The 24,487-nt window shown below is 62.4% G+C and carries 16 protein-coding genes; 10 read left to right on the forward strand and 6 right to left on the reverse strand.

What is annotated here, in order from left to right; genetic code table 11:
* Nucleotides 1-5: 5 nt before the first annotated feature.
* The 4 genes from ACQ4MS_RS10375 to glnE are packed head-to-tail and all read right to left on the reverse strand — an operon-like array spanning nucleotide 6 to nucleotide 6,355.
* Nucleotides 6-1,175: an efflux RND transporter periplasmic adaptor subunit gene (locus tag ACQ4MS_RS10375; protein ID WP_431099423.1), complete on the reverse strand. Its 1,170-nt coding sequence runs from the start codon at nucleotides 1,173-1,175 to the stop codon at nucleotides 6-8.
* Between the two features lie 50 nt (nucleotides 1,176-1,225).
* Nucleotides 1,226-2,758 carry an efflux transporter outer membrane subunit gene (locus ACQ4MS_RS10380; protein WP_431099424.1) on the reverse strand — a complete coding sequence of 511 codons (1,533 nt, stop codon included), beginning with the start codon at nucleotides 2,756-2,758 and terminating at the stop codon, nucleotides 1,226-1,228.
* Entirely contained in the window at nucleotides 2,745-3,503 is a 759-nt protein-coding gene (locus ACQ4MS_RS10385; protein ID WP_431099425.1) for a CerR family C-terminal domain-containing protein, read from the reverse strand. The genes ACQ4MS_RS10380 and ACQ4MS_RS10385 overlap by 14 nt, the downstream gene beginning before the upstream one ends.
* Nucleotides 3,504-3,547: 44 nt before the next feature.
* Nucleotides 3,548-6,355, reverse strand: a complete 2,808-nt coding sequence (gene glnE / locus ACQ4MS_RS10390) for a bifunctional [glutamate--ammonia ligase]-adenylyl-L-tyrosine phosphorylase/[glutamate--ammonia-ligase] adenylyltransferase (RefSeq protein WP_431099426.1) — start codon at nucleotides 6,353-6,355, stop codon at nucleotides 3,548-3,550.
* Nucleotides 6,356-6,428: 73 nt separating this feature from the next.
* Between glnE and ACQ4MS_RS10395 the strand changes: the two genes are divergently transcribed.
* From ACQ4MS_RS10395 to ACQ4MS_RS10420, 6 genes are all read left to right on the forward strand, one after another.
* Nucleotides 6,429-10,646: a YhdP family protein gene (locus tag ACQ4MS_RS10395; RefSeq protein WP_431099570.1), complete on the forward strand. Its 4,218-nt coding sequence runs from the start codon at nucleotides 6,429-6,431 to the stop codon at nucleotides 10,644-10,646.
* Nucleotides 10,647-10,648: 2 nt separating this feature from the next.
* Nucleotides 10,649-11,455 carry a carbon-nitrogen hydrolase family protein gene (locus ACQ4MS_RS10400; protein ID WP_431099427.1) on the forward strand — a complete coding sequence of 269 codons (807 nt, stop codon included), beginning with the start codon at nucleotides 10,649-10,651 and terminating at the stop codon, nucleotides 11,453-11,455.
* 10 nt (nucleotides 11,456-11,465) lie between these two features.
* Entirely contained in the window at nucleotides 11,466-13,559 is a 2,094-nt protein-coding gene (locus tag ACQ4MS_RS10405; protein ID WP_431099428.1) for a two-component system sensor histidine kinase NtrB, read from the forward strand.
* 10 nt (nucleotides 13,560-13,569) lie between these two features.
* Nucleotides 13,570-14,196 (forward strand): response regulator transcription factor, encoded by a 627-nt coding sequence (locus ACQ4MS_RS10410; protein ID WP_431099429.1) that lies wholly within the window; start codon nucleotides 13,570-13,572, stop codon nucleotides 14,194-14,196.
* A 105-nt stretch (nucleotides 14,197-14,301) separates the two neighbouring features.
* Nucleotides 14,302-15,558, forward strand: a complete 1,257-nt coding sequence (gene mltA, locus ACQ4MS_RS10415) for a murein transglycosylase A (RefSeq protein WP_431099430.1) — start codon at nucleotides 14,302-14,304, stop codon at nucleotides 15,556-15,558.
* A gap of 34 nt (nucleotides 15,559-15,592) precedes the next feature.
* Nucleotides 15,593-15,931 carry a hypothetical protein gene (locus tag ACQ4MS_RS10420; protein WP_431099431.1) on the forward strand — a complete coding sequence of 113 codons (339 nt, stop codon included), beginning with the start codon at nucleotides 15,593-15,595 and terminating at the stop codon, nucleotides 15,929-15,931.
* Between the two features lie 29 nt (nucleotides 15,932-15,960).
* Here ACQ4MS_RS10420 and ACQ4MS_RS10425 read toward each other — a convergent pair whose 3' ends face one another.
* Together ACQ4MS_RS10425 and ACQ4MS_RS10430 are read right to left on the reverse strand one after the other, a co-directional pair.
* Complete coding sequence (locus ACQ4MS_RS10425) at nucleotides 15,961-16,617, reverse strand: hypothetical protein (protein ID WP_431099432.1); 657 nt, start codon at nucleotides 16,615-16,617, stop codon at nucleotides 15,961-15,963.
* 136 nt (nucleotides 16,618-16,753) lie between these two features.
* Nucleotides 16,754-17,239 carry an Lrp/AsnC family transcriptional regulator gene (locus ACQ4MS_RS10430; RefSeq protein ID WP_431099433.1) on the reverse strand — a complete coding sequence of 162 codons (486 nt, stop codon included), beginning with the start codon at nucleotides 17,237-17,239 and terminating at the stop codon, nucleotides 16,754-16,756.
* Nucleotides 17,240-17,422: 183 nt separating this feature from the next.
* Here ACQ4MS_RS10430 and ACQ4MS_RS10435 point away from each other — a divergent pair, with 183 nt between their 5' ends.
* The 4 genes from ACQ4MS_RS10435 to secF all read left to right on the forward strand — a co-directional run bounded on the left by ACQ4MS_RS10435 (nucleotide 17,423) and on the right by secF (nucleotide 24,487).
* Complete coding sequence (locus tag ACQ4MS_RS10435; protein ID WP_431099434.1) at nucleotides 17,423-20,989, forward strand: indolepyruvate ferredoxin oxidoreductase family protein; 3,567 nt, start codon at nucleotides 17,423-17,425, stop codon at nucleotides 20,987-20,989.
* Between the two features lie 225 nt (nucleotides 20,990-21,214).
* On the forward strand, nucleotides 21,215-21,556 hold the full coding sequence (gene yajC, locus ACQ4MS_RS10440; protein ID WP_431099435.1) for a preprotein translocase subunit YajC: 342 nt from the start codon (nucleotides 21,215-21,217) through the stop codon (nucleotides 21,554-21,556).
* A gap of 66 nt (nucleotides 21,557-21,622) precedes the next feature.
* Nucleotides 21,623-23,494, forward strand: coding sequence for a protein translocase subunit SecD (secD, locus tag ACQ4MS_RS10445; RefSeq protein ID WP_431099436.1), 1,872 nt, complete (start codon nucleotides 21,623-21,625; stop codon nucleotides 23,492-23,494).
* Between the two features lie 39 nt (nucleotides 23,495-23,533).
* Nucleotides 23,534-24,487, forward strand: a complete 954-nt coding sequence (secF, locus tag ACQ4MS_RS10450) for a protein translocase subunit SecF (protein WP_431099437.1) — start codon at nucleotides 23,534-23,536, stop codon at nucleotides 24,485-24,487.

The following is a 24,487-nucleotide window of genomic DNA, read 5'->3' on the forward strand; positions in this document are numbered from 1 at the left end:
GCTCCTTATTTGGTAGCTGCTTGTGCACGACTGGCGGGCGCTACAGGCTTATTGGGTGCTTCATCATTGACACGGACCAGGTCGCCGTCGTTCAGGAAACCTGCGCCGCTCACGATGACGCGGGCATCAGCCGTCAGGCCCGAGATGATTTCAAGCCGGTCACCGGCCAGCCGGCCGGTCTGCACCTTGAGCTGGCTGATGCGGTTGTCCGGGTTGAGCTTGAACACATAGTTGAAACCGTCGCGCACCACCAGTGCCGACTGCGGAACCGTGAGCGCGGACGTGGCGCCCAGCTCGAATTCACCGCGGGCAAACATGCCGGCTTTGGCTGGAGACGCCATGCCGGCAGACACCGGCAGGTCCACGTAGACCAGCGCCGCACGGGTTTGAGGGTCAACGCTGGGCGCGATCATTCGCACCTTGCCTTTGAGCTCGGCGCCGCTGGCGGCGACAACCGTCGCCATGGTGCCGGCCTTGATACGGCCCAACTCGGCGGAAGTGACTTCCGCGCGCCATTCCAGGCGCCCGCCGCGAATCAGCCTGAAGAGCTCGGTGCCCTGGGGCACCACCGAGCCGACGGTTGCTGTGCGCGCTGAAATCACGCCGCTGTCGGGCGCGAGAACCTGCGTATTCTTGCCACGCAGCTGCTGGGCCTCCAGCACGGCCTTGGCCGCTTCAACGCGCGCCTTGGCGGTCTGTTCGGCCGTGTTGTACTGGTTGATCTGCTGCTCGCTCAAGGCGCCGGAACTCGCCAGGGTGCGCGCGCGCGCGGCGTTGTCCGCGGCGTCGGACGCATTGGCCTGGGCTTCAATCAGGCTGGCGCGGGCCTGGGCCGTGTCGGCTTGCACGCTGTCGCCCGAAAACACAGCCAGCACCTGCCCGGCCTTGACCTGGTCGCCGACGTTGGCCTGCACCTGCACCAGCCGAAGGCCGTTGGATTCGGAACCGATCACCGCCTCCTGCCAGGCGGTGATATTGCCGTTGGCGCTGAGTTTGACGGGCAAGCTCATTTGAACCGGCAGCGCGGTGGCGACGGTAAGGGCTGGCTTGGACGTAGTGGCCTTGGAGTCCGGCTTTGCGTCGGATTGCGAGGAGAAAATGGCCACAGCCCCGGCGATCAATACAGCGACAGCTATTAAAACGATAGCAACGGATTTGAGTTTGAATTTGGGCATGGTGTGCAATGGGTCTGTCATGGAAGGTGGCAGTGTGCTCAAACCGCCGTTCAGGGCGCGGTGGTGGCGACGGGAGTTGTGGGGCCGGGAACCTCTGACGCCGATGCCGGCGCCGGCACCGGCGGTTCGGCGGTGCTCCAGCCGCCGCCCAGCGCGCGGTACAGCGCGACCCAGGCGTTGCGGCGGTCGCGTTGCAAGGTGACCACAGCGCTTTGGGCCGACAGCAGGGTACGGCGGGCGTCTTCGAGTTCGACCAGGCTGGCCAGCCCGCTTTTGTAGCGGGCCTCGGTGCCGGTGAATGACGCGCGGTAGCCTTGCGCGGCAACCAGCGCATCCTCGTTGCGTTCGGCGGTGCTTTGCAGATTGACCAGCGCTTCCTCGACCTCCCGCACAGCCTTGCGTACGCTGGCCCGGTATTGCGCCGCGGAATCTTCGTAGCGGGCCCTGGCTGCGTCTACGTTGGCTGCGCTGGCCCCGCCGTCAAACAGCGGAACAGTCAGCTGGAGCGGCCCGACCGTCCAGGTGTCAAAACGCTGGGTGGAGGCGCTGGTGCGGCTCCTGGCGGTAAAAACAGAGCCGCTCAAACTTAGCTTGGGAAAGCGCTGCGCCTGGGCACTGCCCACTTCCAGGTGGGCAGCATCCACTTCGCGCGCCGCGTTGAAGATGTCGGGCCGTTGGGCCAGCACTTCAGCGGGCACGCTGATGACGGGTGCAGGAGATTCCCGCGTCAGGTCAGCGGGCGTGTCGGCCAGCTTTTGGCGCAAGGCGGCCTCATCGATCGCCGTGAGCGCGACCAGGGCCTTGATATCCAGATCGCACAGCGCGCGCTGCTGGATGGCGTTGCCGTGGCCCTCAGCGGCGCTGGCGCGCGCCAGCGCCGCGGTGGCAGGCGCCTGGAAGCCGGCTTTAGTGCTGAGATCCGCCAGCCGCGCGGTTTCGGCGCGGCTGGCCGCGTCGGCACGCGCCACATCCAGCAGTTTCTCGCAGGCGCGAAAGCTGTAGTACTGCGTCGCGATTTCAGCTGCGACCGAGACGCGCGCGGAATGCCACATCGCCTGCGAGCCTTCAAAACGCTGCTGGTCCGCGTCCCGGGTGGCGGCGTACTGTCCGAACAGGTCGATTTCCCAGGACGTTTGCAGGCCTGCTTCAAGGGTCGTGGTGATCGGCGGCGTCGTCCGGTTCATAGGCGCCCCCCTTCCCCGGCTGGCGCTGCCGACTGCGTCCAGCTTGGGGACCATCGCTGCACCGGAGGCTACGCGCGAGGCCCGGGCCTGCTCGATGTTGGAGCGCGCTGTCGAAACGGTCGGGCTGACCGATTCGCCCGCCATGATCAGCTCCACCAGCAAGGGGTCGTTTTGTTGCTGCCACCATTGCGACAAACCAGTCAGGCTGCCGCCGTGGGGCAACGCGGCCGTAGTGCCTCCCGCAGGCAGGGGGGTGTGCCACTGTGCGGGGATCGAAGCTGAAGGCGCGGGGCGTGGACCATCAATAGCGCAGCCGCCCAGCAGCAGCGCGCATGCGCCGAACAGCGGTCCCACAGCCGGCAAGCGGAAGCGTCGGCTTCCCGAGTCAGTTTTTATCATGATGTGCTGTTGTCAATCGCGGCATGACAGCCGCGGGAAAGTCGGGAAGAGGATTTCGGCGTGCCATTTCGACGCCCACCATGGCTTCGGAATACGCGACAAGGCTGACGGCCCATTGCTCCAGGGCCTCAGGTGTTCCGAACAGCTGGGGCCTGATCACTTCCACGACCTCGCGGCTGAGGAACGTCTGAAGCGCCAGCCCGGTGATGGAGAACGCCAGCCTGTGCACTTCATCGTCGGCTTTGGTGAGCCCCAGGTGGCGGCAAAGCACGTTGACCAGCGCGGCATGTGCCGGCTTGATGCCCTGGTCAATTTCTTCTGCCCACAGACCGGTTGGTTCCAGCATCTCGCGAAAGTGCAGCTTCATGCACAACTGCACCAGCTCACCTTGGCGCAAGGGTTCCAGGAAGCTCGAAAAAAAACCCTCAAGGGATTGCCGCAAAGTGAAGTGGGGCTGGTTGTACAGCGCAATGTCATCGCGCGCGCTGCCCAACGGTTCGGTGAAAACGGCCTGGTACAGACCGGCTTTGTCGCCAAAGTAATAGCTGATCGCGGCCACGTTGGCTCCCGCAGCATGGGCGATATCGCGAATCGAGGTTTTTGCAAACCCTTTTTCGGAAAATAGCCTGAGTGCCGCGAGCAGCAAATGCGCTCTGGCATGGGCGCCATCGGAGCGTTGTTTTCGGCTTTCGCCTTCTGGCTTGGCAGAGCGCGAAAGCGCGTGGGTAGGCTGGGCGGATGTCATGTGCCCGCATTAGAGCACATAATCAAACAACTGATTGAATTAAATCATTCGTTTGATTTGAAGGTGGCGACCCACAGCTGCTGGATCGCTGCGCGCTCCGCCTCCAGCACAGGAGGGTTGACCTGGGTCGGCTCTTCGTTGAGCCGCGCCCGATGCTGGACCCGCCGCAGTTCGCGGTAGGCACTCGCCGCCCGCTGGCCCACGCCGGCCGGAAGCAAACCGGCAGTTTCTGCGCGCAGCAGCAGTGAAATGTTGCCGACGTTGTCCCTCAGTTCCGGGTGCAAGGCTGATTGGGAAAGCACGAGGAACTGGACGGCGAACTCGGCATCCACCATGCCACCCGCGCTGTGCTTGACATCAAATTTCTCTGCCTTGAGCGAAGGCGAGCCGCCTGAAGCCTGTGGCGCATGAATGCTCTTGATCGGATGGGCGTCGCGCACTTTCTCGCGCATGGCCACAATTTCATTGCGCAGTGCAACAATGTCGCGCGCCGCCGTAATGACCGTCTCCCGGACCTGGTCAAACCGCATCCGCAAGGACTCGTCACCCAGCAGGAAGCGCGCACGCGTCATGGCCTGATGTTCCCAGGTCCATGCGGTATTGCTGCCGCGCTGCTGCTGGTAGCGGGTATAGGCCTCGAAACTGGTGACCAGCAACCCTGAATTGCCATTGGGGCGCAAGGCGGTGTCGATTTCAAACAGATCGCCTTCACCGGTCTTGATGGTCAACCAGTTAATCAGCTTGCGCACAAACGCCGCATAGACTTCGGGCGCCCGTTCATCATCGTCCTCATAGACGAACACGATATCGAGATCGCTGCCGTAACCCAGCTCTTTGCCGCCCAGCTTGCCATAGGCGATGATGGCGAACTGCGGCGTTTCGCGATGCCGGTTCCTGAGGCGCTGCCAGCACCAGTCGGTGGTGAGGTTCAGCACGGCTTCGGCGAGCGCCGTCAAATCGTCGGCCACCTGCTCGACTGTGAGTACGCCTTCCAGGTCGCGTGCCAAAGTGCGGAACACTTCCGCATGGTGGGCGCGGCGCAGCAGGTTCAGGCAGGTTTCCTCGTCGTCTTCTCCGGTACTTCTGAGCGCGGCCAGCCGCTGCTGCAGGTCCCGCGCGAAGGACGCGCCGTCAAAGCGCTCCTTGAGCAATTCGTCGCTGGCTAGCTCGTCAATGACGCCGGGGTGTTGCAGCAGATAACGCGCGGGCCATTTGGCAGCCCCCAGCAGGCGCAACAGGCGTTCGTGCACCGCCGGCCTCTCCAACAGCAGCGCCAGGTAGCTCTCCCGCCTCAGGAGTGGTTCTATCCAGTCAATGATGCGCACGGCCGCTTCCTCGGTGACCGTGCCTTCCGCCAGCCAGGCGGCGGTACGCTGTACCAGACGCGCCAGGCGCACGCGGGAGTCTTCGCGCAAAGCCAGCACCCGGGGATGCTGGCGCCACAGCGCCAGACGGGTGCGGAACTGTTCGGGCCATTGTTCCGACAATTGCTCCAGCAGGTCTTCGAGTTGCTGCGGGGCGGGCTTGGCTGTCTTGCCGCAACCTTTGCAGTCGGGCTTGCCGCCCAGCAGTTTGTCGAACTCCCCGGCCACCAGCTCCCGGTGGGTATCGAGCTCACTCAGGAAAGGGCAGCAATTGCTGTAGCCCAGCGTTTGTGCGATCCATGCCAAATCATCGTCGCGAGTCGGCAGGACGTGGGTCTGCTGGTCATCCAGGTACTGGATGCGATGCTCCACCCGGCGAAGAAAGTCATAGGCCCGCGCCAGCGCGTCGGCGGTTTCCTGCAGCATCAGCCCTGCGCGCGCCACGCGTTGCAAGGCATCGACAGTGGGACGGGTGCGCAGCTCGGGAAATTGTCCGCCGCGCACGACCTGTAGCAATTGCACGGTGAATTCAATTTCACGAATGCCGCCGCGCGACATCTTGACATCGTTCGCCCGTTCAGGGTGACCGGCGCAGCGCTTGGCGGCATGCTCGCGAATCTGCCGGTGCAGGATGCGCAGCGCATCGAAGACGTTGTAGTCCAGGTAGCGCCTGAATACGAAGGGTAGCACAGAGCCGCGCAGGGCTTGGGCTGAGCCGTCCTGCACGCATTCAAGCGGCGCCACCACCCGGCTCTTGAGCCAGGCGAAGCGTTCCCATTCACGGCCCTGTGCCTGGAAATACTCTTCCAGGGCACTGAGAGAAATAGCGGCAGGACCGGAGTTCCCGTTGGGCCGGAGTGCCAAATCCACCCGAAACACAAACCCGTGTTCAGTGGCGTCGCCTATCAGGCTGAAGACGGCTTTGACCTGGTGTGCAAAGTATTCGTGGTTTGATATCTGCCCGCGGCCGTCGCTGCGCCCGCTGGTTTCGCCGTCCTGGTCGTAGACATAAATGAGGTCGATGTCACTGGAAACGTTGAGTTCGCGCGCCCCCAGTTTGCCCATGCCCACAATCCACATGCGGGCACGTTCCCCGTCGGGAGTCATGGGCGCGCCATGCAGTTTGTCCAGTTCGGCCCCGGACTCCTGCATGGCAACGTCAAGGGCCAGTTCGGCCAGCTCGGTCATGGCGCGGGTAACTACCGCAAGCGGTGCCTGGTTTTCAAAGGTGCCGTCACAGTCGAGCACCACCAGCCTTTCCATGACCAGCTGGCGAAGCACCCGAAGCGCCGCACCAGTCGCCATGCCCTGCGCCAATAACGCGTCCAGTGCGTCCTGCATGCTGGCGCGAACGGGCGCACCGCCAGACAGGAGGGGGAGCTGACCGGCATAACGGCGGCGGATGCGCTGCACGAACCGTGAATAGTCCGACGCGGCCGGCCCGGCGGCGAGGAGGGTATCAGTTCGGGCGATTGGGGCGACGGTCATCACACTACTTCACAAAACTTCATGGTTCGCCGCCGGGCGAACGCTGGCCCCGGCGGTCATAATTCTCATGTCAATGGAGCCAACGATCCCCAGCCTGCCTACCTTGCCGCCGCAACGACTGCGATGGCTTGCCCTTGCCATGCGCGTGTTGCTATGGCTAGTTGCCACGGCCTGGGTACTCTTCGGCCTGACCTGGTTCCTGCTGCATGGCTGGATTGTGCCGCGAATCGGGGAGTTCCGTCCGCGCCTGGAAATAGAGGCCAGCAAGGCTCTGGGGGTGCCTGTTCGCATTGGCGGAATCAACGCTCATACCAGGGGGATGATCCCCTCATTCGAACTGCGCGATGTGACCCTCCTCGATGCACAAGGGCGCGAGGCAGTGCGGCTGCCGGTAATTCTTGGCGCCTTGTCCGCCTCTTCGATCTGGGGGCTCGGTTTCGAGCAGCTTTATATCGACAAACCCGAGCTGGATATCCGCCGTGCTGCGGACGGCAAAATCTACGTGGGCGGGCTGGACGTTTCGCAGGACCGCGCGGGCGGCCAGAGTGCCGCTGCCGACTGGTTCTTCTCCCAGACCGAGTTTGTCATACGGAACGGCACCGTACGCTGGACGGACGAAATGCGTCAGGCGCCGCCGCTGGCGTTGACGCAGGTTGACTGGGTCATGCGCAATGCACGGCGCCGGCATCTCATACGCCTGGATGCCACGCCCCCTGCGGAATGGGGTGACAGGTTCACTGTTCGGGGCATATTCCGGCAATCCTTGTTGTCCAGCAACGCGGGTGATCTTGACGCCTGGACGGGGCAACTGTTTGCCGAGTTCGGCCGGGTAGATGCCTCGCGCATCAGGCAATACGTCAACACGGACACGTTGGGCGTGGAGCTGATGCGCGGAAATGGCGCGCTTCGCGCCTGGGCGGATGTCAACAAGGGGCGGATCACCGGCGGGACGGCTGACGTAGCGCTGCAGGACGTGGATGCCCGGTTCGGCGCGAAGCTGCAACCGCTGGGCTTCGACTCCGTCGCAGGGCGTATTGGCGGCGGGCAACGCGCCAACGGCTTTGATTTCAACACGGAGGGCTTGCGCTTTCGAACCCGTGATGGCCTGCAGTGGCCGGGCGGCAATGTGGCGCTGGTGCATACCGGAGACGAGGCTGGCGTGCCGCAGCACACCGAATTGAAGGCGGACAAACTCGATCTTGCCGCGCTCGCGCAAATTGCCAACCGCCTCCCGCTGGATGCTGCCGCACACGCCCTGATCGTCTCCTTCGCGCCCAAGGGACTGGTGGAGGCTGTCGTGGCGCGCTGGCAGGGGCCAGTCGACGCACCCTCAACTTACGCCGCGAAGGGAAGGGTTGCCGGCCTGGCCATCGCCGCCCTGCCGGCGGCCTCGGCGCCGTCACAGGCATCTGCCGCGGCTACGCACGCCAGGACGGGCCGACCCGGTATCAGCGGCGCCTCGATCGACTTTGACCTGACGCACGAGGGCGGGCAGGCCAAAGTGAAAATCACCAACGGTGCGCTCGATCTGCCGGGCGTATTTGAGGATCCGGTTGTGCCCTTTGAACAGCTTTCGGTCGACACTCAATGGAAATTCTCGGGCCGCAAAATCGAGGCGCAACTGCGCAACCTGCGCTTTGCCAACGCGGATGCCCAAGGCGAAGCGCAAGCCACCTGGCGCACCGAGGACGTGGCCGGCCACGCGCCCGCGGCGGGCGCGCCCGACCGCCGGTTTCCTGGCGTGCTGGATTTGCAGGGGGTTCTGAGCCGGGGCGACGGTGAACGGGTGCATCGCTACCTGCCGCTGGTGCTGCCCGGCCCAGTGCGCCACTACGTGCGCGACGCAGTGGTGCAGGGCGAGGTCAGCGATGTGAAGTTCAAGGTCAAGGGTCCTCTCGCGCACCTGCCCTTTACCAATCCGGCACAAGGTGAATTCCGGGTGTCCGCCAACATCCGAAACGGACACTTCGCCTATGTGCCTAAAACCATACAACCTTCAGGTGCTGCGCCTTGGCCGGCCCTGACAGAGCTCAGCGGCGAACTGGTTTTCGACCGCGCATCGCTGGAGGTGAATGGCGCCACCGGCAAGGTCGCCGGTCTGCCGGGCCTGCAGCTGATCAAGGGCGATGCGCGCATCCCCGACCTCACCCATAACTCGACGGTTCACGTGAATGTTGGTCTCAAGGGGGCGCTGAGCGACGCGCTGGGCTTCGTCAACCAGTCGCCGGTGGGCGGCATGACCAGCCACGCGCTGGCTGCGACCAAGGCAAGCGGCGCGGGCGACTACCGCTTCCGTCTGGAATTGCCCATCCACTCGATTGACAAATCCCGTGTCGAAGGCACTGTCACGCTGCCTGGCAACGATGTGCAGTTCGCAGCGGCCGCCCCCATGCTGGCAAAACTCAAGGGTGTGGTGAACATCAGCGAAAAAGGCTTTTCTGTTGCCGGTGGTCAGGCACGGCTGCTGGGCGGTGATGTTCGCTTTGACGGTGGCCTGCGATCACAGCCGCGCGCCACGGGCAGCGCCGAGACGGAAACCATTGCGACCTTCAAGGCGCAAGGCAATGTCACCGCGGAAGGGTTGCGCCAGGCCGGGGAACTGGGGCCGCTGGCGCGCATGGCACAAAATGCCAATGGGAGCACGCCCTACACGGCGACACTCGGGTTTCGCCGCGGCATGCCGGAATTGGCTATCTCCAGCAGCCTGCAGGGCATGGCGTTGAGCCTGCCCGCGCCCTTGGGCAAGACGGCAGAAGCGGTCCTGCCGCTGCGCTTCGAGAATGCCCTGCTGCAAGCTTCCATGGTCCCCGGGCAAAAGCTGGAAGACCAGCTTTCGGTCTCGATCGGACGCATAGCGTCCCTCGTTTATGTCCGCGACCTGAGCGGCGCCGAGCCCCGCGTGATACGCGGCGGCATCGGCGTGGGGCTTGAGCCAGGCGAGACCGTACCTCTGCAGGAAGGCGGTGTGGCGGCCAACATCAACCTGGCGCAGGTGGATCTTGATGCCTGGCAGAAATTGCTGGGAGATTCCACGGTCGGCGGTGCGCTCCAGGCGGGCCCGTCGGCGGCTTCTTCCGCTGCGCTCAATCGCGCCGCCGCAGACGCGGCCATGAGCTACCTGCCGACGGTGATGGCCATTCGGGCCAGGGAACTGGTGGTGGAAGGTCGCAAGCTGAACAATGTGGTGGTGGGCGGCTCTCGTGAAGGCCTGACCTGGCGTGCAAACATCGATGCAACGGAACTCAACGGGTATATCGAATTCCGCCAGCCCGGCGGCATAGGTGCCGGGCGCGTCTACGCGCGGCTTTCCCGCCTGAGTCTGGCGCCGGGTACGGCCAGTGAAGTCGAGGCCATCCTGAACGAGCAGCCCGCCAGCATTCCCGCGTTGGACGTCGTGGTGGAAGACCTGGAGCTGCGCGGAAAAAAACTGGGACGCGTCGAGATCGACGCCGTCAACCGTGGCGCGTCTGCCGCCGCCCGCGATGGGGTGCGCGAATGGCGCCTGAACAAGTTCAATGTCATCCTTCCCGAAGCTGTGCTGACGGCTACAGGTAACTGGGTGGCGATCAATGCCCAGGGCGTTGCGGCGGGTGCGCCGCGCACCGCGCGGACGCTGTCGGAGCGCCGCCGCACGGTCATGAACTTCAAGCTGGACATCGCCGATTCGGGTGAACTGCTCAAACGCTTCGGCATGGGCGAAGTCATTCGCCGCGGCAAGGGCAAGCTCGAAGGCCAGGTCGCCTGGATGGGGTCTCCCCTCAGCCTGGACTACCCGAGCATGAGCGGGCAGTTCAACATCAATGTGGAGTCGGGACAGTTCGTCAAGGCCGACCCCGGTATCGCCAAACTGCTGGGAGTGTTGAGCCTGCAATCTTTGCCCAGGCGGTTGACCCTGGATTTTCGGGACGTTTTTTCCGAAGGCTTTGCTTTTGACTTTGTTCGCGGGGACGTCAACATCAACCAGGGAGTGGCCTACACCAATAACCTGCAGATGAAAGGCGTGAGCGCCGCCGTCCTGATGGAAGGCAGTGCCGATATTGCCAGGGAGACACAGAGCATCAAAGCAGTCGTGGTGCCGGAAATCAACGCTGGAACGGCTTCCTTGATTGCCACGGCCATCAACCCGGCGATCGGCCTGGGCAGCTTTCTCGCCCAGATGTTCCTGCGCCGGCCATTGATGCAGGCGGCAACGCAGGAATTCCATATTGATGGAACCTGGTCTGACCCGAAAATCACCAAAGTGGACCGCAAGGCACAGGCTGCAGCAGAGCCTGTTCAGGAGGCTCGTTAACCATGAAGATTGCTGCCATTCAGATGGTTTCAGGCACACGCGTGCAGGACAACCTGGCTGCGGCGCGCCAACTGCTTGAACAGGCTGCCGCCCAGGATGCCGAACTGGCCGTGTTGCCGGAATATTTCTGCGTCATGGGCGTGAAGGACACCGACAAGCTGAAAGTTCAGGAAAACCTTGGAGCGGGCTTGATACAGGACTTCCTGAGCCAGTCGGCGCGTGAACTCGGCTTGTGGATTGTGGGCGGCACGCTGCCCATGGCAACTTCTGATCCGCTGCGCGCGCGCAATTGTTCGCTGGCCTACGCGCCGACGGGCCAGTGCGCCGCACGGTACGACAAGATTCACCTTTTCCGCTTTACGCAGGGTCAGGAAGACTACGACGAAAGGCGCGTGCTGGAGCCCGGTGCGCAGCCCGTCCGGTTTGACCTGGCTTCCCGCGATGGCCACGTGTACACCGTTGGCATGACCATTTGTTATGACCTGCGTTTCCCGGAGCTCTACCGTGCCTTGAAAGCCGATGTGCTGCTGGTGCCGAGCGCGTTTACCTACACCACCGGGCAGGCTCACTGGGAGGTGCTTCTGCGCGCCCGCGCCATTGAAAACCAGGCCTATGTGATTGCGGCGGCGCAGGGCGGCACGCATGAGAACGGCCGCCGTACCTGGGGCCATAGCATGCTGGTGGATCCCTGGGGTGTGGTTGTGGCCCAGCAGGCGGAAGGCGCGGGCGTTGTCCTGGGGGACATCCTGAATGCCCATACGGAAGGCGTGCGAAATCGTTTGCCCGCGCTGAATCACCGCTTCTTATGAGGCTGGCGGCGTGAGGTTTCCGTTTGCAAAAGGCGTCAGCCGTGCCAGCCGGCGCTGGTCTCTGTGGGCGTTGCTGGTGGTATTGGTGCTGGCCTTGCTGGGCACCCTGGTCTGGCTGGCGGGGCGGTATGAGTCCAGCATGGTGCAAAGCCGCCTGGAGCATGACGCAACGGAAGCGGTAACCGATATCCGCTCAGGGTTGACTCGCAACATCCAAACCCTGCAGGCGCTCCAGTCAGGCGACCGCACGCCGGAGTCGTGGCATGCCTCTGCGGCCGATCTGCTGCGTGAGCGCCGCGAAATCATGCGGCTTGAGTGGCGTAACGAAACGCTCGATGTGCTCGGGTTTGTGGAGACGCCTTATCGCACTTCGGTGTTTGAGCTGCTCGGACGCGGCAGTTTGCAAACCGACGTAGGCCTGACCTGCACGACAGCCGGGCGCCTGAGTGGTGCGGCCTACTCCACCAGCTATTTCATGCCGCAGCGCGACGGCCTGGGGTTGGAGGTGCTCGACATGTGCCTGCCCATCATGGTGGCGGGGCGCCTTACGGGGTATAGCGTGATCACCTATTCGCTGCAGGACATGTTGGGAGAACTGGTCGGCCGCCAGCTCGCCCGGGGCATTGGCCTGTCTTTTACTGAGGCGGACGGCACACGCCTGGCGCTGCAAGGCATGCCTTCTCGCGGCAGCCGGATCTATATTGCGCAGCAGCTGCTGGACCTGCCCGGCAATACGCTCGTGGTCAGGATGGAAAGCCGGCTGGGCACACCGGCACTTTTCCCCAATGTGCTTACCGCATTGGTGACGGCCATGTCGCTGGCCTTGCTTGCCGTGTTGTACCTGCTTGCAAGGGACATGCGCCGCAGGCTGAAAGTCGAGCATGACCTCGGCGAAGCCCTGGCTTTTCGCAAGGCCATGGAGGATTCCGTGCTGACGGGCCTGCGCGCGCGCGACCTGCAAGGGCGTATCACCTATGTGAATCCGGCGTTCTGCAAAATGGTTGGCGTGGATGCCAAGGATTTGCTTAACCAGAGCTTTCCTTCTCCCTACTGGCCGCCCGAACTGGCCGGCGTCTACCAGCAGCGCCAGGAAATCCGGCTGGCGGGGAACAGCTTGCCCCGGGAAGGCCATGAGTCGGTGTTCATGCGGCGCGACGGCACACGGTTCCCCGTGTTGATCATGGAGGCCCCGCTGATCAATGCCGTGGGCAAGCACACCGGCTGGATGAGTGCGATTCTGGACGTCAGCGAGCAGCGCCGTGTGGAGGAGATTTCCCGTGCCAGCCAGGATCGCCTGCAGGCAACCGCCCGGCTGGCGATGGTCGGAGAGATGGCCTCGCTGCTCAGCCATGAACTCAACCAGCCGTTGGCTGCCATCTCAAGCTACGCCACCGGCTCGATCAATCTCCTGCAGGACCGGATGGACTACGACCAGCCGCTCGCAGCGAGTGTGGGCCCCGCTTCGGCGCCGCTGTCGGAAGACCTGCAGCTTGCGATGCGCCGCATCGCCGAGCAAGCCGAACGCGCGGGAAAGGTCATCAAGAGCGTGCACGATTTTGTGAGGCGGCGCGACCAGGTGCGCGAAGCTGTGGAGCCTCGCGCCCTGCTGGATGCCATCATGCCGCTGGTGACCCTTCAGGCCCGCAAGCTCGGCGTGACAGTGGCGATTGAGGTGGACGAAACCTGCGCGCCTGTGCTGTGTGATCGCACCATGGTCGAACAGGTGCTGCTCAATCTTTCACGCAACGGCATGCAAGCCATGCAGGCCGCGGCCTTTGAAGCCGGGGCGGCCGAGCCTTCTCCTCGGGAGAAGGTATTGACACTGCGTATCAGGCCGGCGGCATCGAATGCGCAGAGTCGCTGGGTCGAGTTTTCGGTGGCGGATTGCGGCGAAGGTATTTCCGTCGAAGTGGCCGAACAACTTTTCACGCCGTTTTTCACCACCAAGGAAGAGGGGATGGGGCTGGGCTTGAGCCTGTGCCGCACCGTGATTGAACAGCACGGCGGCTTCCTCGGGTTTGAGCCCGCCCAGCCACGCGGTACGATTTTCAGTTTCACCCTGCCGGCGGCGCAGCCGCATGATGCAGGGCCCCACGCAGCCTGAAGGACGCAGCATGGAACCTATTCAAAATGCCACGGTGTATATCGTTGACGACGATGCCAGCGTACGCGATGCGCTGGCGTGGTTGCTGCGCTCGCGCCGCCTGCTGAGTGAAACCTTCGACAGTGCCGAGGCATTTGATGCCCGGGTGTCCCGGCAATTCACGGTCCAGTCGCCCTCCTGTGTACTGCTGGACGTGCGCATGGCCGGCCTGAGCGGGCTGGCCATGTTCGAGAAACTGATTGCCTATGGCTTGCTGCCGACCTTGCCGGTGATTTTTCTGACGGGCCACGCGGATGTGCCTACCGCGGTTGACGCTGTCAAGCGCGGCGCTTTTGACTTCTGCGAGAAGCCTTTTTCAGACAATGCGCTGGTAGACCGCATCGAACAGGCCCTTAACCATTCAGCCGGGGCGCTGGCCCAGCACAGCGAGTCCACCGGCTTGCAGGCGCGGTTGAATGGCTTGACCGACCGTGAGCGAGATGTGATGAAGCTGGTAGTGGGCGGGCTGCCCAACAAGCTCGTGGCTGACCAGCTTGATATCAGCGTACGCACAGTGGAGGTTCACCGTGCCCGGGTTTTTGACAAAATGGGCGTCAAGTCGGCCGTGGAGCTGGCCAACCTGCTGCGCAACCTGTAGCTGCAGCGCCAGGCTTATTTTTTTCCGGGCTCTGCGGGGGTCTCTGAATGGTCTGATTCCTTTAATTCGCCATTTTTACGGCCCGAGAACATCGTCCACCACACAATGAAGACCAGCAGCAGTAACGCCCCCAGGGCTTCGAGCAAAAGTAGGGCCATGACATTTCCTTGGATTTCAAAGAAGGCTGCTATGCCTTCGTTATCGTCAATATGCTCAGCGCGCTCAATGCGGCTTGTGCCAATTATCGCCATGGTGACGTTGCTCGCCTCCTGCGCCAGTCCGCCCTTGCCGCCTTCATCCGCCCCGGCCGGGGATCCCGTGGCGCCGGGCACCCGCGCCGGTGATAGCGGCCCGTTGCCAGCACCCATGGTGCAAGGGAAAAGCCGCTGGGTGGCGGTGCGCTGGGCCGAGCTGCCTGGTTTTGAAGAAGACACGCTGTTTGAGGCCTGGAATGCCTGGCTCAAGAGCTGTGAGCGCCCCGGACCCGCTTTTGCGTCCCTGTGCGGCGACATAAGGCGCCTCAGCATTGCGTCTGCAGATGAGCAGCGCAACTGGATGGTCAAGCGTTTGCAGCCCTACCGGGTGGAGAGTTCGCAAGGCGCGGCCGATGGGCTGCTCACCAGCTATTACGAACCAGTGCTCAAGGCCAGCCGGCAGCCTGGCGCGGGTTATGAGGTGCCGTTGTACCGCCCTCCCGCCTCACTGGGCAGCCGCAAGCCGTGGTTTTCACGGCAAGAGATCGATACCTTGCCCGAGGCCAAGGCGGCATTGAAGGGCCGGGAAATCGCCTGGCTGGCTGACCCGGTGGAGGCGATGTCGCTGCACATACAAGGCTCGGGCCGGCTGAACATCACCGAAGCCGATGGGTCGCAGCGCGTCGTGCGCGTAGCGTATGCGGGCACGAACGAGCAACCGTTTCGAAGCGTGACCCAATGGCTGCTGGAGCAGGGCGAAGGCCGCATGACGGCGCCCTGGGTGGAATCCACCAAGGCCTGGGTTGCGAAAAATCCGCAGCGTGCGCAGCAGATGCTCTGGAGCAATCCGCGCTATACCTTCTTCCAGGAACAGCCCCTGAGTGAGCTGGATACCGCCTTTGGCCCCAAAGGTGCACAGGGTGTGGCGCTGACACCGGGCCGCTCGATTGCCGTGGATCCGGGAAGCATTCCTTACGGCACGCCGGTTTGGCTGGCGTCCCGCGGCGGCGCGCTCAATCTGCAGAAGCTGGTTCTGGCGCAGGACACCGGCAGCGCCATCGTGGGGGCCGTCAGGGCGGACTACTTTGCAGGAACCGGCCCGGAAGCCGGCCTGCTGGCCGCGCGTGTGAACCAGCCGCTACGGCTCTGGGTGCTCTGGCCGAAGTGAGCCCTGGAACTTCAGGAATCCAGAAGGAGATCCCATGGAAAAACATTTGGCCAGACCTTTCGCGGCCCTGGCAGCCTTGGCCGGCGTGCTTATCTTGACAGGCTGCGCGGCGGGCTATGGGCCATCAGGCACCGCGCACTACCGCTGCGAACACGGCGTTGACTTCAAGGTGAGGTTTGTGGACGACACTGCCGTGCTGGATGGCGCCAACGGCTCGGACCTGTTGTTTCGCGATGCCGGTGGGCAGGGGCCGCAGCAGGCGGTTTATGCCAATCCGCGAATGCGCGCTGAGTTTGGTCTCGGCGCCAGCGGCCGTGAGGCGGTTCTGCGTTATCCGCTGCTGCCGTTAACGGCGCGCTGCGTGCGTGATTGACTCCTGGAGCCGCTCAGAAACCTTCCTCTTTAGCGCACCGAAAGGCGGACTTCGACCCTCATACCGTCCCGGCGGGTGGATTGCCGGCTGTCAGTGATACCGCTGCTGCTGGCGGCGCCCGCATCGTCCGATTCAGCCACGGTGACCCATTCCCCGAGGCGAACAGTCAGCGAGGTGCTGGTGGACGAGGAGGACAGGGGAGCCTGCGGCGACGAGCCTGTGCGGCTGGCCTGCCCCGCGGCCAGTTCCAGCTCCACGCTGTCGCCGCCGTACCAGGTGGGCCTGGCTGAAAAGCCGCTGTTGGCCTCGATGAACACGGTGCCGGCCTGGCGTGCCTGCACCAGCCGCAGAGGCTGGCTGTTGCCCAGGTTGATGTTGGCGTTGCGGCCATTGAGCACCAGCACGCGCTGCACCAGGTCGCGTGAATCGCTGCGCTGGTTGTCCTGGGCTGTGATCTGGCCATTGAGGCCCGAACGGCCCGGTTGCAGCACGACACCGCCCTGCGCGCCCAGGGCGCTCTGGGAGCGCAGGCTGCTGCCGGCCTGCCGCACTTCGATCTGCAGGTTGCGCATGGGTAGCGGTTCCGGATTTGCTCCTGAATTGATAGCTGGTTGCGCTTGCAGGGCGGGCGCCAAGGCCATGAAAAGCATCAAAACGAGATAGGCGGGGCTGGAAATCGGTTTCATGCGGGGCTCCTTGAGGTGTTGTTTTTGCAACTCTTTCGTACGTCCCTCGTTGTGCGCCGCGAGGGGTTCAATGCTATCAAATCAATAGCTGGTTGTGCTCGTTAATAAAGGGTGGCGAGCACTATTTGCTTGAATTTTAAGCTGCAGCCCGAGTCAGGTGCCCGAGCGGCAGTGCGCTGCTCGCCTTGACCTCCCCAAGTGAAAAGCTGGTGTGCAGGTCTTTCACATTGGGCAGGTTGATCAGGTTTTGCAGCGCAAACTTGCTGAACGCTTCCAGGTCTTGCGCCACCACTTGCAGTTCAAAGGTGCCGGTGCCGCTGATGTAGTGGCAGGAAACGATCTCAGGCAGCTTTTTGATGGCTTCTTCCAGCTGGCGTGTGGCGTCGCCGCTGTTGCGGTCGGCGTCCAACCGCACAAAAGCCAGCACACCCAACCCGATTTTGTGGCGGTTAATCTCTGCCCGGTAGCCGGTGATAAAACCGCTTTCCTCCAGCGCCCGCACCCGCCGCCAGCACGGCGCGGCCGACAACCCGACGCGCGAAGCGAGTTCCGTGTTGGTCAACCGCGCGTCGAGTTGCAACTCATTCAGGATGGCGATGTCAAACTTATCTAATGTTTCCATATGTGCCATTCTGCAGCAAGATTCTTTCTGGAAGTGGCCTAAATCGGGCAAACAAAGCAAAGACATATCTGGGCTGGCGGCATACACTTTGAATGCAACTAGAGGCGCACCCTATCCGGGTGTGACCCTCCTGCCAGCCTGCCCACAAGGCGGTACTAAAAACAGTCCTGGAGACCCACGAACATGAACGCGCCCCTACCCGAACACATCCGCAAGGCCCTGGAAACCGTCACCTTGGACGATAAGTACAGCCTGGACCATGGCCGCGCCTTCATGAGCGGCGTCCAGGCGCTGGTCCGGCTGCCGATGCTTCAGCGCACACGTGATGCCATCGAGGGGCTGAATACGGCCGGTTTTGTCAGCGGCTACCGCGGCTCGCCGCTGGGCGGTTATGACCAGGCCCTATGGGCCGCCAAAAAGCACCTGGCCGCGCAAAACATCGTGTTCCAGCCTGGCGTCAATGAAGAGCTGGGCGCCACGGCCGTCTGGGGCACGCAGCAGCTGGACCTGTATCCGCAAAGCAAAAAATTCGACGGCGTGTTCGGCATCTGGTACGGCAAGGGCCCGGGCGTGGACCGGTGCTCGGACGTCTTCAAGCACGCGAACATGGCGGGCACCGCCAAACACGGCGGCGTGATCGCCATCGCCGGCGACGACCATGTGTCCAAGAGCTCCACCGCTGCCCACCAGAGCGACCACATCTTCAAGGCCTGCGGCCTGCCGGTGTTCTTCCCGTCGAACGTGCAGGACATCCTGGACATGGGCCTGCACGCGTTTGCCATGAGCCGTTTTTCCGGCGTCTGGTCGGGCATGAAAACCATCCAGGAAGTCGTCGAATCGTCCAGCTCCGTCCTGGTCGATCCGGACCGCGTGAAAATCATCATTCCGGAAGACTTCGAGATGCCGCCCGGCGGCCTGCACATCCGCTGGCCCGACGCGCCGCTGGAGCAGGAAGCCCGGCTGATGGACTACAAATGGTACGCGGCGCTGGCTTACATCCGCGCCAACAAGCTCAACTACAACGTCATCGCCGGCCCCAAAGACCGCTTCGGCCTGATCGCCAGCGGCAAGGCCTTCAACGACACGCGGCAGGCGCTCGCCGATCTGGGACTCGATGAAGAAACTTGTCACCAACTGGGCATACGCCTGCACAAGGTCAACGTGGTCTGGCCGCTGGAGGCCACCATCACGCGTGAGTTCGCCGAAGGCCTGCAGGAAATCCTGGTGGTCGAAGAAAAACGCCAGGTCATTGAATACCAGATCAAGGAAGAGCTCTACAACTGGCGCGCTGACGTGCGACCCAATGTGCTGGGCAAGTTCGACGAACCCGAAGGCGACCAGTCTGGCGGCGAATGGGGCCGTTCCAACCCGAGCGACAACTGGCTGCTGCGCGCCAAGGCCGACCTGACGCCCGCGATCATCGCCAAGGCGATTGCCAAGCGCCTGAAGAAGCTGGGCGTGCCGGCCGACATCATCTCCCGCATGGACGAGCGCCTGGCCGTCATCGAAGGACGAGAGCGTGCCCTGGCCGCTGGCAAGGCCGACACCGGCGAGCGCGCACCCTGGTTTTGCAGCGGCTGCCCGCACAACACCAGCACGCGCGTGCCCGAAGGCTCACGCGCGGTGGCCGGCATCGGCTGTCACTACATGGCGACCTGGATGGACCGTTCCACCTCCACCTTCACCCAGATGGGCGGCGAAGGCGTGACGTGGGTGGGCCAGGCGGCTTTCACGACTGACGAACACATCTTTGCCAACCTTGGCGACGGCACCTACTTCCACAGTGGATTGCTGGCGATCCGCCAGGCCATCGCCTCCGGCGTGAACATCACCTACAAGATTCTTTACAACGACGCGGTCGCCATGACGGGCGGCCAGCAGGTCGGCGAACGGCCTGAAGGCCACTCGGTGCTGCAGATCATGCAAAGCCTTCGCGCCGAAGGCGTGGCCAAGCTGGTCATCGTGACCGATGAGCCACAAAAATACGGCGGCGCGCCGCTGCTGGACGGCGTGACGGTGCACCACCGCGACGAATTGGACCGCATCCAGCGCGAGTTCCGTGAGCTCAAGGGCACAACGGCCATCATTTACGACCAGACCTGCGCCACGGAAAAACGCCGCCGCCGCAAGCGCGGCACCATGGCCGACCCGGAAAAGCGCGTCGTCATCAACGAACTGGTGTGTGAAGGTTGCGGCGACTGCTCGGTCCAATCGAATTGCCTCTCGGTGGAGCCGCTGGAGACCGAATTCGGCCGCAAACGCCGCATCAACCAGAACACCTGCAACAAGGATTACTCCTGCGTGAAGGGTTTCTGCCCCAGCTTTGTCACCGTTGAAGGCGGGCAATTGAAGAAACCCAAGAAAGACAAGAAGGGTGCGCCGAACAGCCTGTTCGCGGTTCCTGAACCCGTGCTGCCGGTCGCTGAAAGCGCCTGGGGTATCGTGGTGGGTGGCGTCGGCGGCACCGGCGTCATCACTATCGGCCAGTTGCTGGGCATGGCAGCCCACATTGAAGGCAAGGGCGTGGTCACGCAGGATGCAGGCGGCCTGGCACAAAAAGGCGGCGCGACCTGGAGCCATATCCAGATCGCCAACCGGCCGGAAGCCATCTACACCACCAAGGTCGACACCGCCAAGGCCGACCTGGTGATTGGCTGCGACCCGATTGTCGCGGCCAGCAAATACACGCTGACGGTCATGCAGCCCGGCCGTACGTATGTGGCGATGAACTCCCACGGCACGCCGACGGCCGCCTTTGTGACCAACCCTGCCTGGCAGTTCCCCGGCGGCAATTGCGAAACGGCCGTGACGTCTGCGGTGGGCGCTGACCTGCTCGGAAGCTTCGATGCGGAGCAGGTGGCTGTGCAATTGGTGGGCGACTCGATCTATACCAACCCGCTGATGCTGGGCTTTACCTGGCAAAAAGGCCGCGTGCCTTTGTCGCATGCTGCGCTCATGCGGGCGATCGAACTCAATGGGGTGCAGGTTGACAACAACAAGGCCGCATTTGAATGGGGCCGGCGCTGCGCGCACGACCTGGCAGCGGTGCAGGCCTTGTTCAAGGCGGCCCAGGTGATCGAATTTGTGAAGCGCCCCTCGCTGGCTGACATGCTGGCCAAGCGGGTCGACTTCCTGACGGCTTACCAAAACGCGGCTTATGCGCAGACTTACCAGTCCTTCGTTGAGAAGGTGCGCGCCGCGGAGGCGCCGCTGGGCAAGACGCTGCTGACCGAAGCCGTCGCCCGTTATCTTTTCAAGCTCATGGCTTACAAAGACGAGTACGAAGTGGCGCGCCTGCACACTGACACGGGTTTCCTGAACAAGGTCAACAACATGTTTGAAGGCGACTTCAAGCTCAACTACCATCTGGCGCCACCCTTGGTTGCGTCCAAAAACGACAAGGGCGAACTTCAAAAGCAGCAGTTCGGCCCCTGGATGCTGGGCGCGTTCAAGGTATTGGCCCGCCTCAAGGGCCTGCGCGGCACGCCCTTGGACGTTTTTGGCCGTACCGAAGAACGCCGGACGGAGCGGGCACTGATTGAGGAATACCGGCTCAGTATCGAAGAAGTGTTGGTCGGCCTGACCGCTGAAAACCATGCCGCGGCGGTAGAAATCGCCCGTATTCCGGAGATGATCAAGGGCTACGGCCACGTGAAGGCGCGCCACCTCGCAGCCGCGCGGCCCCAATGGGCCGAATTGATGGCGTCCTTCCGTACCTCGGAATCTACCGCCCAGCGGAAAGCGGCCTAGGGCCAGGGCCGGTTTGATGCTCCGGCCCTCCCTCTTCCGCCCCAGAGCCTTCCCGCTGCGAAGCCTGGGGGAATCTGCGCGGAAGCAGCGCTTGAAAAGCCCCTGAACCGCGCCAGTTACCCCTTTCTGCGGCTTTCCTGCCGCATACAATCGTGGACTCTGTGCGTCGTCCGTGCTGGACGGTGCGCGCGCCAATGTGTTTTTACTTACGTTGTGGAGTTAGCCGTGTTCATTTCTTCTGCCTTTGCCCAAACCGCTCCTGCCGCAGCCGCTGGCGGCGACATGATGTCTTCGCTCACGGGCATGCTGCCTTTGGTGCTGATGTTTGTGGTGCTGTACTTCGTGATGATCCGTCCGCAGATGAAAAAGCAGAAGGAACACCGCGCCATGATTGAAGCGTTGGCCAAGGGCGATGAGGTCGCCACCGCAGGCGGCTTGCTGGGCAAAGTCACCAAGCTGGGCGATGCCTACCTGACGCTGGAGCTCGCACCTGGTGTGGAAGTGCAAATGCAGCGCAGCGCGATCATCCAGGTGCTGCCCAAGGGCGCCATCAACCCAGCCAAATAAGGCTTTAGCGGCCTGTAAAGGCCGACAGGCCTGATTGTTAATTCGCCCACCAGGAACAGCCCTCTCATGAATCGTTATCCGGCCTGGAAGTACGCCATTATTGTGGTTGCGCTCATCATCGCAGCCTTGTACACGCTTCCCAACTTTTTCGGCGAAGCCCCCGCGGTACAGGTTTCCAGTGCCAAGTCCACCGTCAAAATAGACAGTACGACGATGGCGAAGGTAGAGCAGGCATTGAAGGATGTCGGCATTGCAGCGGACTTGATCACCCTGGACGGCAATTCCGTCAAGGCGCGTTTTGGCGATACTGATACGCAGCTCAAAGCCAAGGACGCGGTGCAAAAAGCACTGGCCCCTGATGCGGCGGACTCCGGTTATGTGGTTGCTCTCAATCTGCTGTCCCGTTCGCCCGCCTGGCTGACGTCGCTGCACGCGTTTCCCATGTATTTGGGGCTTGATTTGCGCGGTGGCGTGCACTTCATGTTGCAGGTGGACATGCAGGCTGCGCTGACCAAGCGCGCTGAGTCCCTGGCCGGAGACCTCCGGGTGTCCTTGCGCGAAAAAAATATCCGCCATGGCGGCATAGCCCGCAGCGGGCAGGCCATTGACATCAAGGTACGTGATTCCTCAACGCTGACATCGGCCAAAGCCCTGATTCAAGACCAGTTTCCCGATCTGCAGACCGTTGAGGTTCCGGAAGGTACGGAATACAAGCTGACGGCCACGATCAAGCCTGAGGCAGCCCGCCGCATTCAGGACCAGGCCCTCAAGCAGAACATGGTGACCTTGCACAACCGCATCAATGAGCTGGGCGTGGCTGAGCCTGTGATCCAGCAGCAAGGCATAGACCGTATCGTTGTGCAGCTACCGGGCGTGCAGGACACCGCCAAGGCCAAGGACATCTTGGGGCGTACCGCCACGCTGGAAATGCGCCTGGTGGACGACAGCGCTGAGGCGCGCGCCGCCATGACCGGAGGTATGGTGCCGTTTGGTTCGGAAAAATTTCCTGACATCAATGGCGGCCCGGTGATCGTCAAAAAGCAGATTCTGGTGACTGGCGAGAGCCTGACGGACGCCCAGGCCGGTTTCGATTCGCAGAAGCAGGAACCCAATGTGTCCCTGACGCTGGACGCCAAGGGCGGCCGCATCATGCGCGATACAAGCCGCGAGAACATGGACAAGCCGATGGCAATCCTGTTGTTTGAAAAAGGCAAGGGCCAGGCCATTTCGGTGGCGACCATCCGCGGCGAATTGGGTACGCGGTTCAGTATCTCCGGCGCGATGAACATCAATGCGGCGAACGACCTGGCGCTGCTGTTGCGCGCCGGCTCGCTGGCCGCTCCCATGGAAATTATTGAAGAGCGCACCATCGGCCCAACGCTGGGAGCCGAGAACATTGCCAAGGGTTTTCACAGTGTGTCGTGGGGTTTCGTCGTGATCGTTGCGTTCATGGCGATCTACTACATGCTTTTTGGCCTCTTTTCCGGTCTGGCGCTTGCTGTCAACCTGCTGCTGCTGGTGGCGGTGCTGTCCATGCTGCAGGCTACATTGACGCTGCCCGGCATGGCGGCCATGGCACTCGCACTGGGTATGGCCATTGACTCCAATGTGCTGATCAACGAGCGTGTGCGTGAAGAGCTGCGCAATGGGGCGTCGCCGCAGGCGGCCATCCATGCGGGGTACGAGCGAGCCTGGGCCACTATTCTTGACTCCAATATTTCGACGCTGATTGCTGGGCTGGCGTTGTTGGCATTTGGCTCCGGTCCCGTGCGCGGCTTTGCCGTGGTGCATTGCATAGGTATCCTGACGAGCATGTTCTCTGCGGTATTCTTTTCGCGCGGCTTGGTTAACCTCTGGTATGGCCGCCAGAAAAAGCTCAAGACAGTTTCGATCGGTACCGTGTGGAAGCCTGCAACCTCCGGTACGGTTGCGAAGTAATCCCGGCTTTCTTTTTCTGAGTTTCCCCAAGGACCCGAGATGGAATTTTTCAAAATCCGGCGCGACATTCCGTTTATGCGGCATGCGCTGATCTTCAATGTGGTCAGCTTTGCGACTTTTGCGCTGGCGGTTTTTTTCCTATTTTCGCGAGGCCTGCACCTGTCGGTGGAATTTACCGGCGGCACCTTGATGGAGGTAAGTTACACCCAGGCAGCGGATGTCGGAAAAATCCGGGACACCGTAGCCGGATTGGGCCTGACCGATGTGCAGGTCCAGAATTTCGGGACTTCGCGGGATGTGATGATTCGCTTGCCCGCCCAGAAAGGGGTCAGCACGGCCCAGCAGAGCGATAAAGTACTTGCCGCCTTGAAAACGGCCAATCCGGATGTCACACTGAGACGCACTGAGTTTGTCGGCCCGCAGGTGGGCGAAGAGCTGGCCCACGACGGATTGAAAGCTCTCGCCATGGTGGTGTTCGGCATCATGGTTTACCTGGCTTTCCGCTTCGAATGGAAATATGCCGTGGCGGCCATCATCGCCAATTTGCATGACGTCGTCATCATTCTGGGATTTTTTGCTTTCTTCCAGTGGGAGTTTTCGTTGGCGGTGCTGGCCGCGGTGCTGGCGGTACTGGGTTACTCGGTCAATGAATCGGTGGTGATTTTTGACCGGATTCGCGAGAATTTCCGCCGCTATCGGAAGATGAACACAACCGAGATCATCGACAACGCGATCACATCCACGATCAGCCGCACCATCATTACCCATGGTTCCACCCAGATCATGGTGCTGTCCATGTTGCTTTTTGGTGGCCCGACCCTGTTTTACTTTGCCCTGGCGCTGACCATCGGCATCCTGTTCGGGATTTACTCGTCGGTGTTTGTTGCAGCGGCCATTGCGATGTGGCTGGGTATCCGCCGCGAGGACCTGGTGAAGGGGCCACCCAAGAAAGACGAAGATCCCAATGACCCAAATGCCGGGGCCACGGTGTAA

This window comes from Polaromonas aquatica (assembly GCF_050626995.1).
Lineage (GTDB): Bacteria > Pseudomonadota > Gammaproteobacteria > Burkholderiales > Burkholderiaceae_C > Polaromonas > Polaromonas aquatica_A.

What these genes read in the sequence shown, in the direction of transcription:
- ACQ4MS_RS10375 (WP_431099423.1), bottom strand. Translation starts at nt 1,175, where the DNA reads ATGCCCAAATTCAAACTCAAATCCGTTGCTATCGTTTTAATAGCTGTC.
- ACQ4MS_RS10380 (WP_431099424.1), bottom strand. Translation starts at nt 2,758, where the DNA reads ATGATAAAAACTGACTCGGGAAGCCGACGCTTCCGCTTGCCGGCTGTG.
- ACQ4MS_RS10385 (WP_431099425.1), bottom strand. Translation starts at nt 3,503, where the DNA reads ATGACATCCGCCCAGCCTACCCACGCGCTTTCGCGCTCTGCCAAGCCA.
- glnE (WP_431099426.1), bottom strand. Translation starts at nt 6,355, where the DNA reads ATGACCGTCGCCCCAATCGCCCGAACTGATACCCTCCTCGCCGCCGGG.
- ACQ4MS_RS10395 (WP_431099570.1), top strand. Translation starts at nt 6,429, where the DNA reads ATGGAGCCAACGATCCCCAGCCTGCCTACCTTGCCGCCGCAACGACTG.
- ACQ4MS_RS10400 (WP_431099427.1), top strand. Translation starts at nt 10,649, where the DNA reads ATGAAGATTGCTGCCATTCAGATGGTTTCAGGCACACGCGTGCAGGAC.
- ACQ4MS_RS10410 (WP_431099429.1), top strand. Translation starts at nt 13,570, where the DNA reads ATGGAACCTATTCAAAATGCCACGGTGTATATCGTTGACGACGATGCC.
- mltA (WP_431099430.1), top strand. Translation starts at nt 14,302, where the DNA reads ATGAAGACCAGCAGCAGTAACGCCCCCAGGGCTTCGAGCAAAAGTAGG.
- ACQ4MS_RS10420 (WP_431099431.1), top strand. Translation starts at nt 15,593, where the DNA reads ATGGAAAAACATTTGGCCAGACCTTTCGCGGCCCTGGCAGCCTTGGCC.
- ACQ4MS_RS10425 (WP_431099432.1), bottom strand. Translation starts at nt 16,617, where the DNA reads ATGAAACCGATTTCCAGCCCCGCCTATCTCGTTTTGATGCTTTTCATG.
- ACQ4MS_RS10430 (WP_431099433.1), bottom strand. Translation starts at nt 17,239, where the DNA reads ATGGAAACATTAGATAAGTTTGACATCGCCATCCTGAATGAGTTGCAA.
- ACQ4MS_RS10435 (WP_431099434.1), top strand. Translation starts at nt 17,423, where the DNA reads ATGAACGCGCCCCTACCCGAACACATCCGCAAGGCCCTGGAAACCGTC.
- secD (WP_431099436.1), top strand. Translation starts at nt 21,623, where the DNA reads ATGAATCGTTATCCGGCCTGGAAGTACGCCATTATTGTGGTTGCGCTC.
- secF (WP_431099437.1), top strand. Translation starts at nt 23,534, where the DNA reads ATGGAATTTTTCAAAATCCGGCGCGACATTCCGTTTATGCGGCATGCG.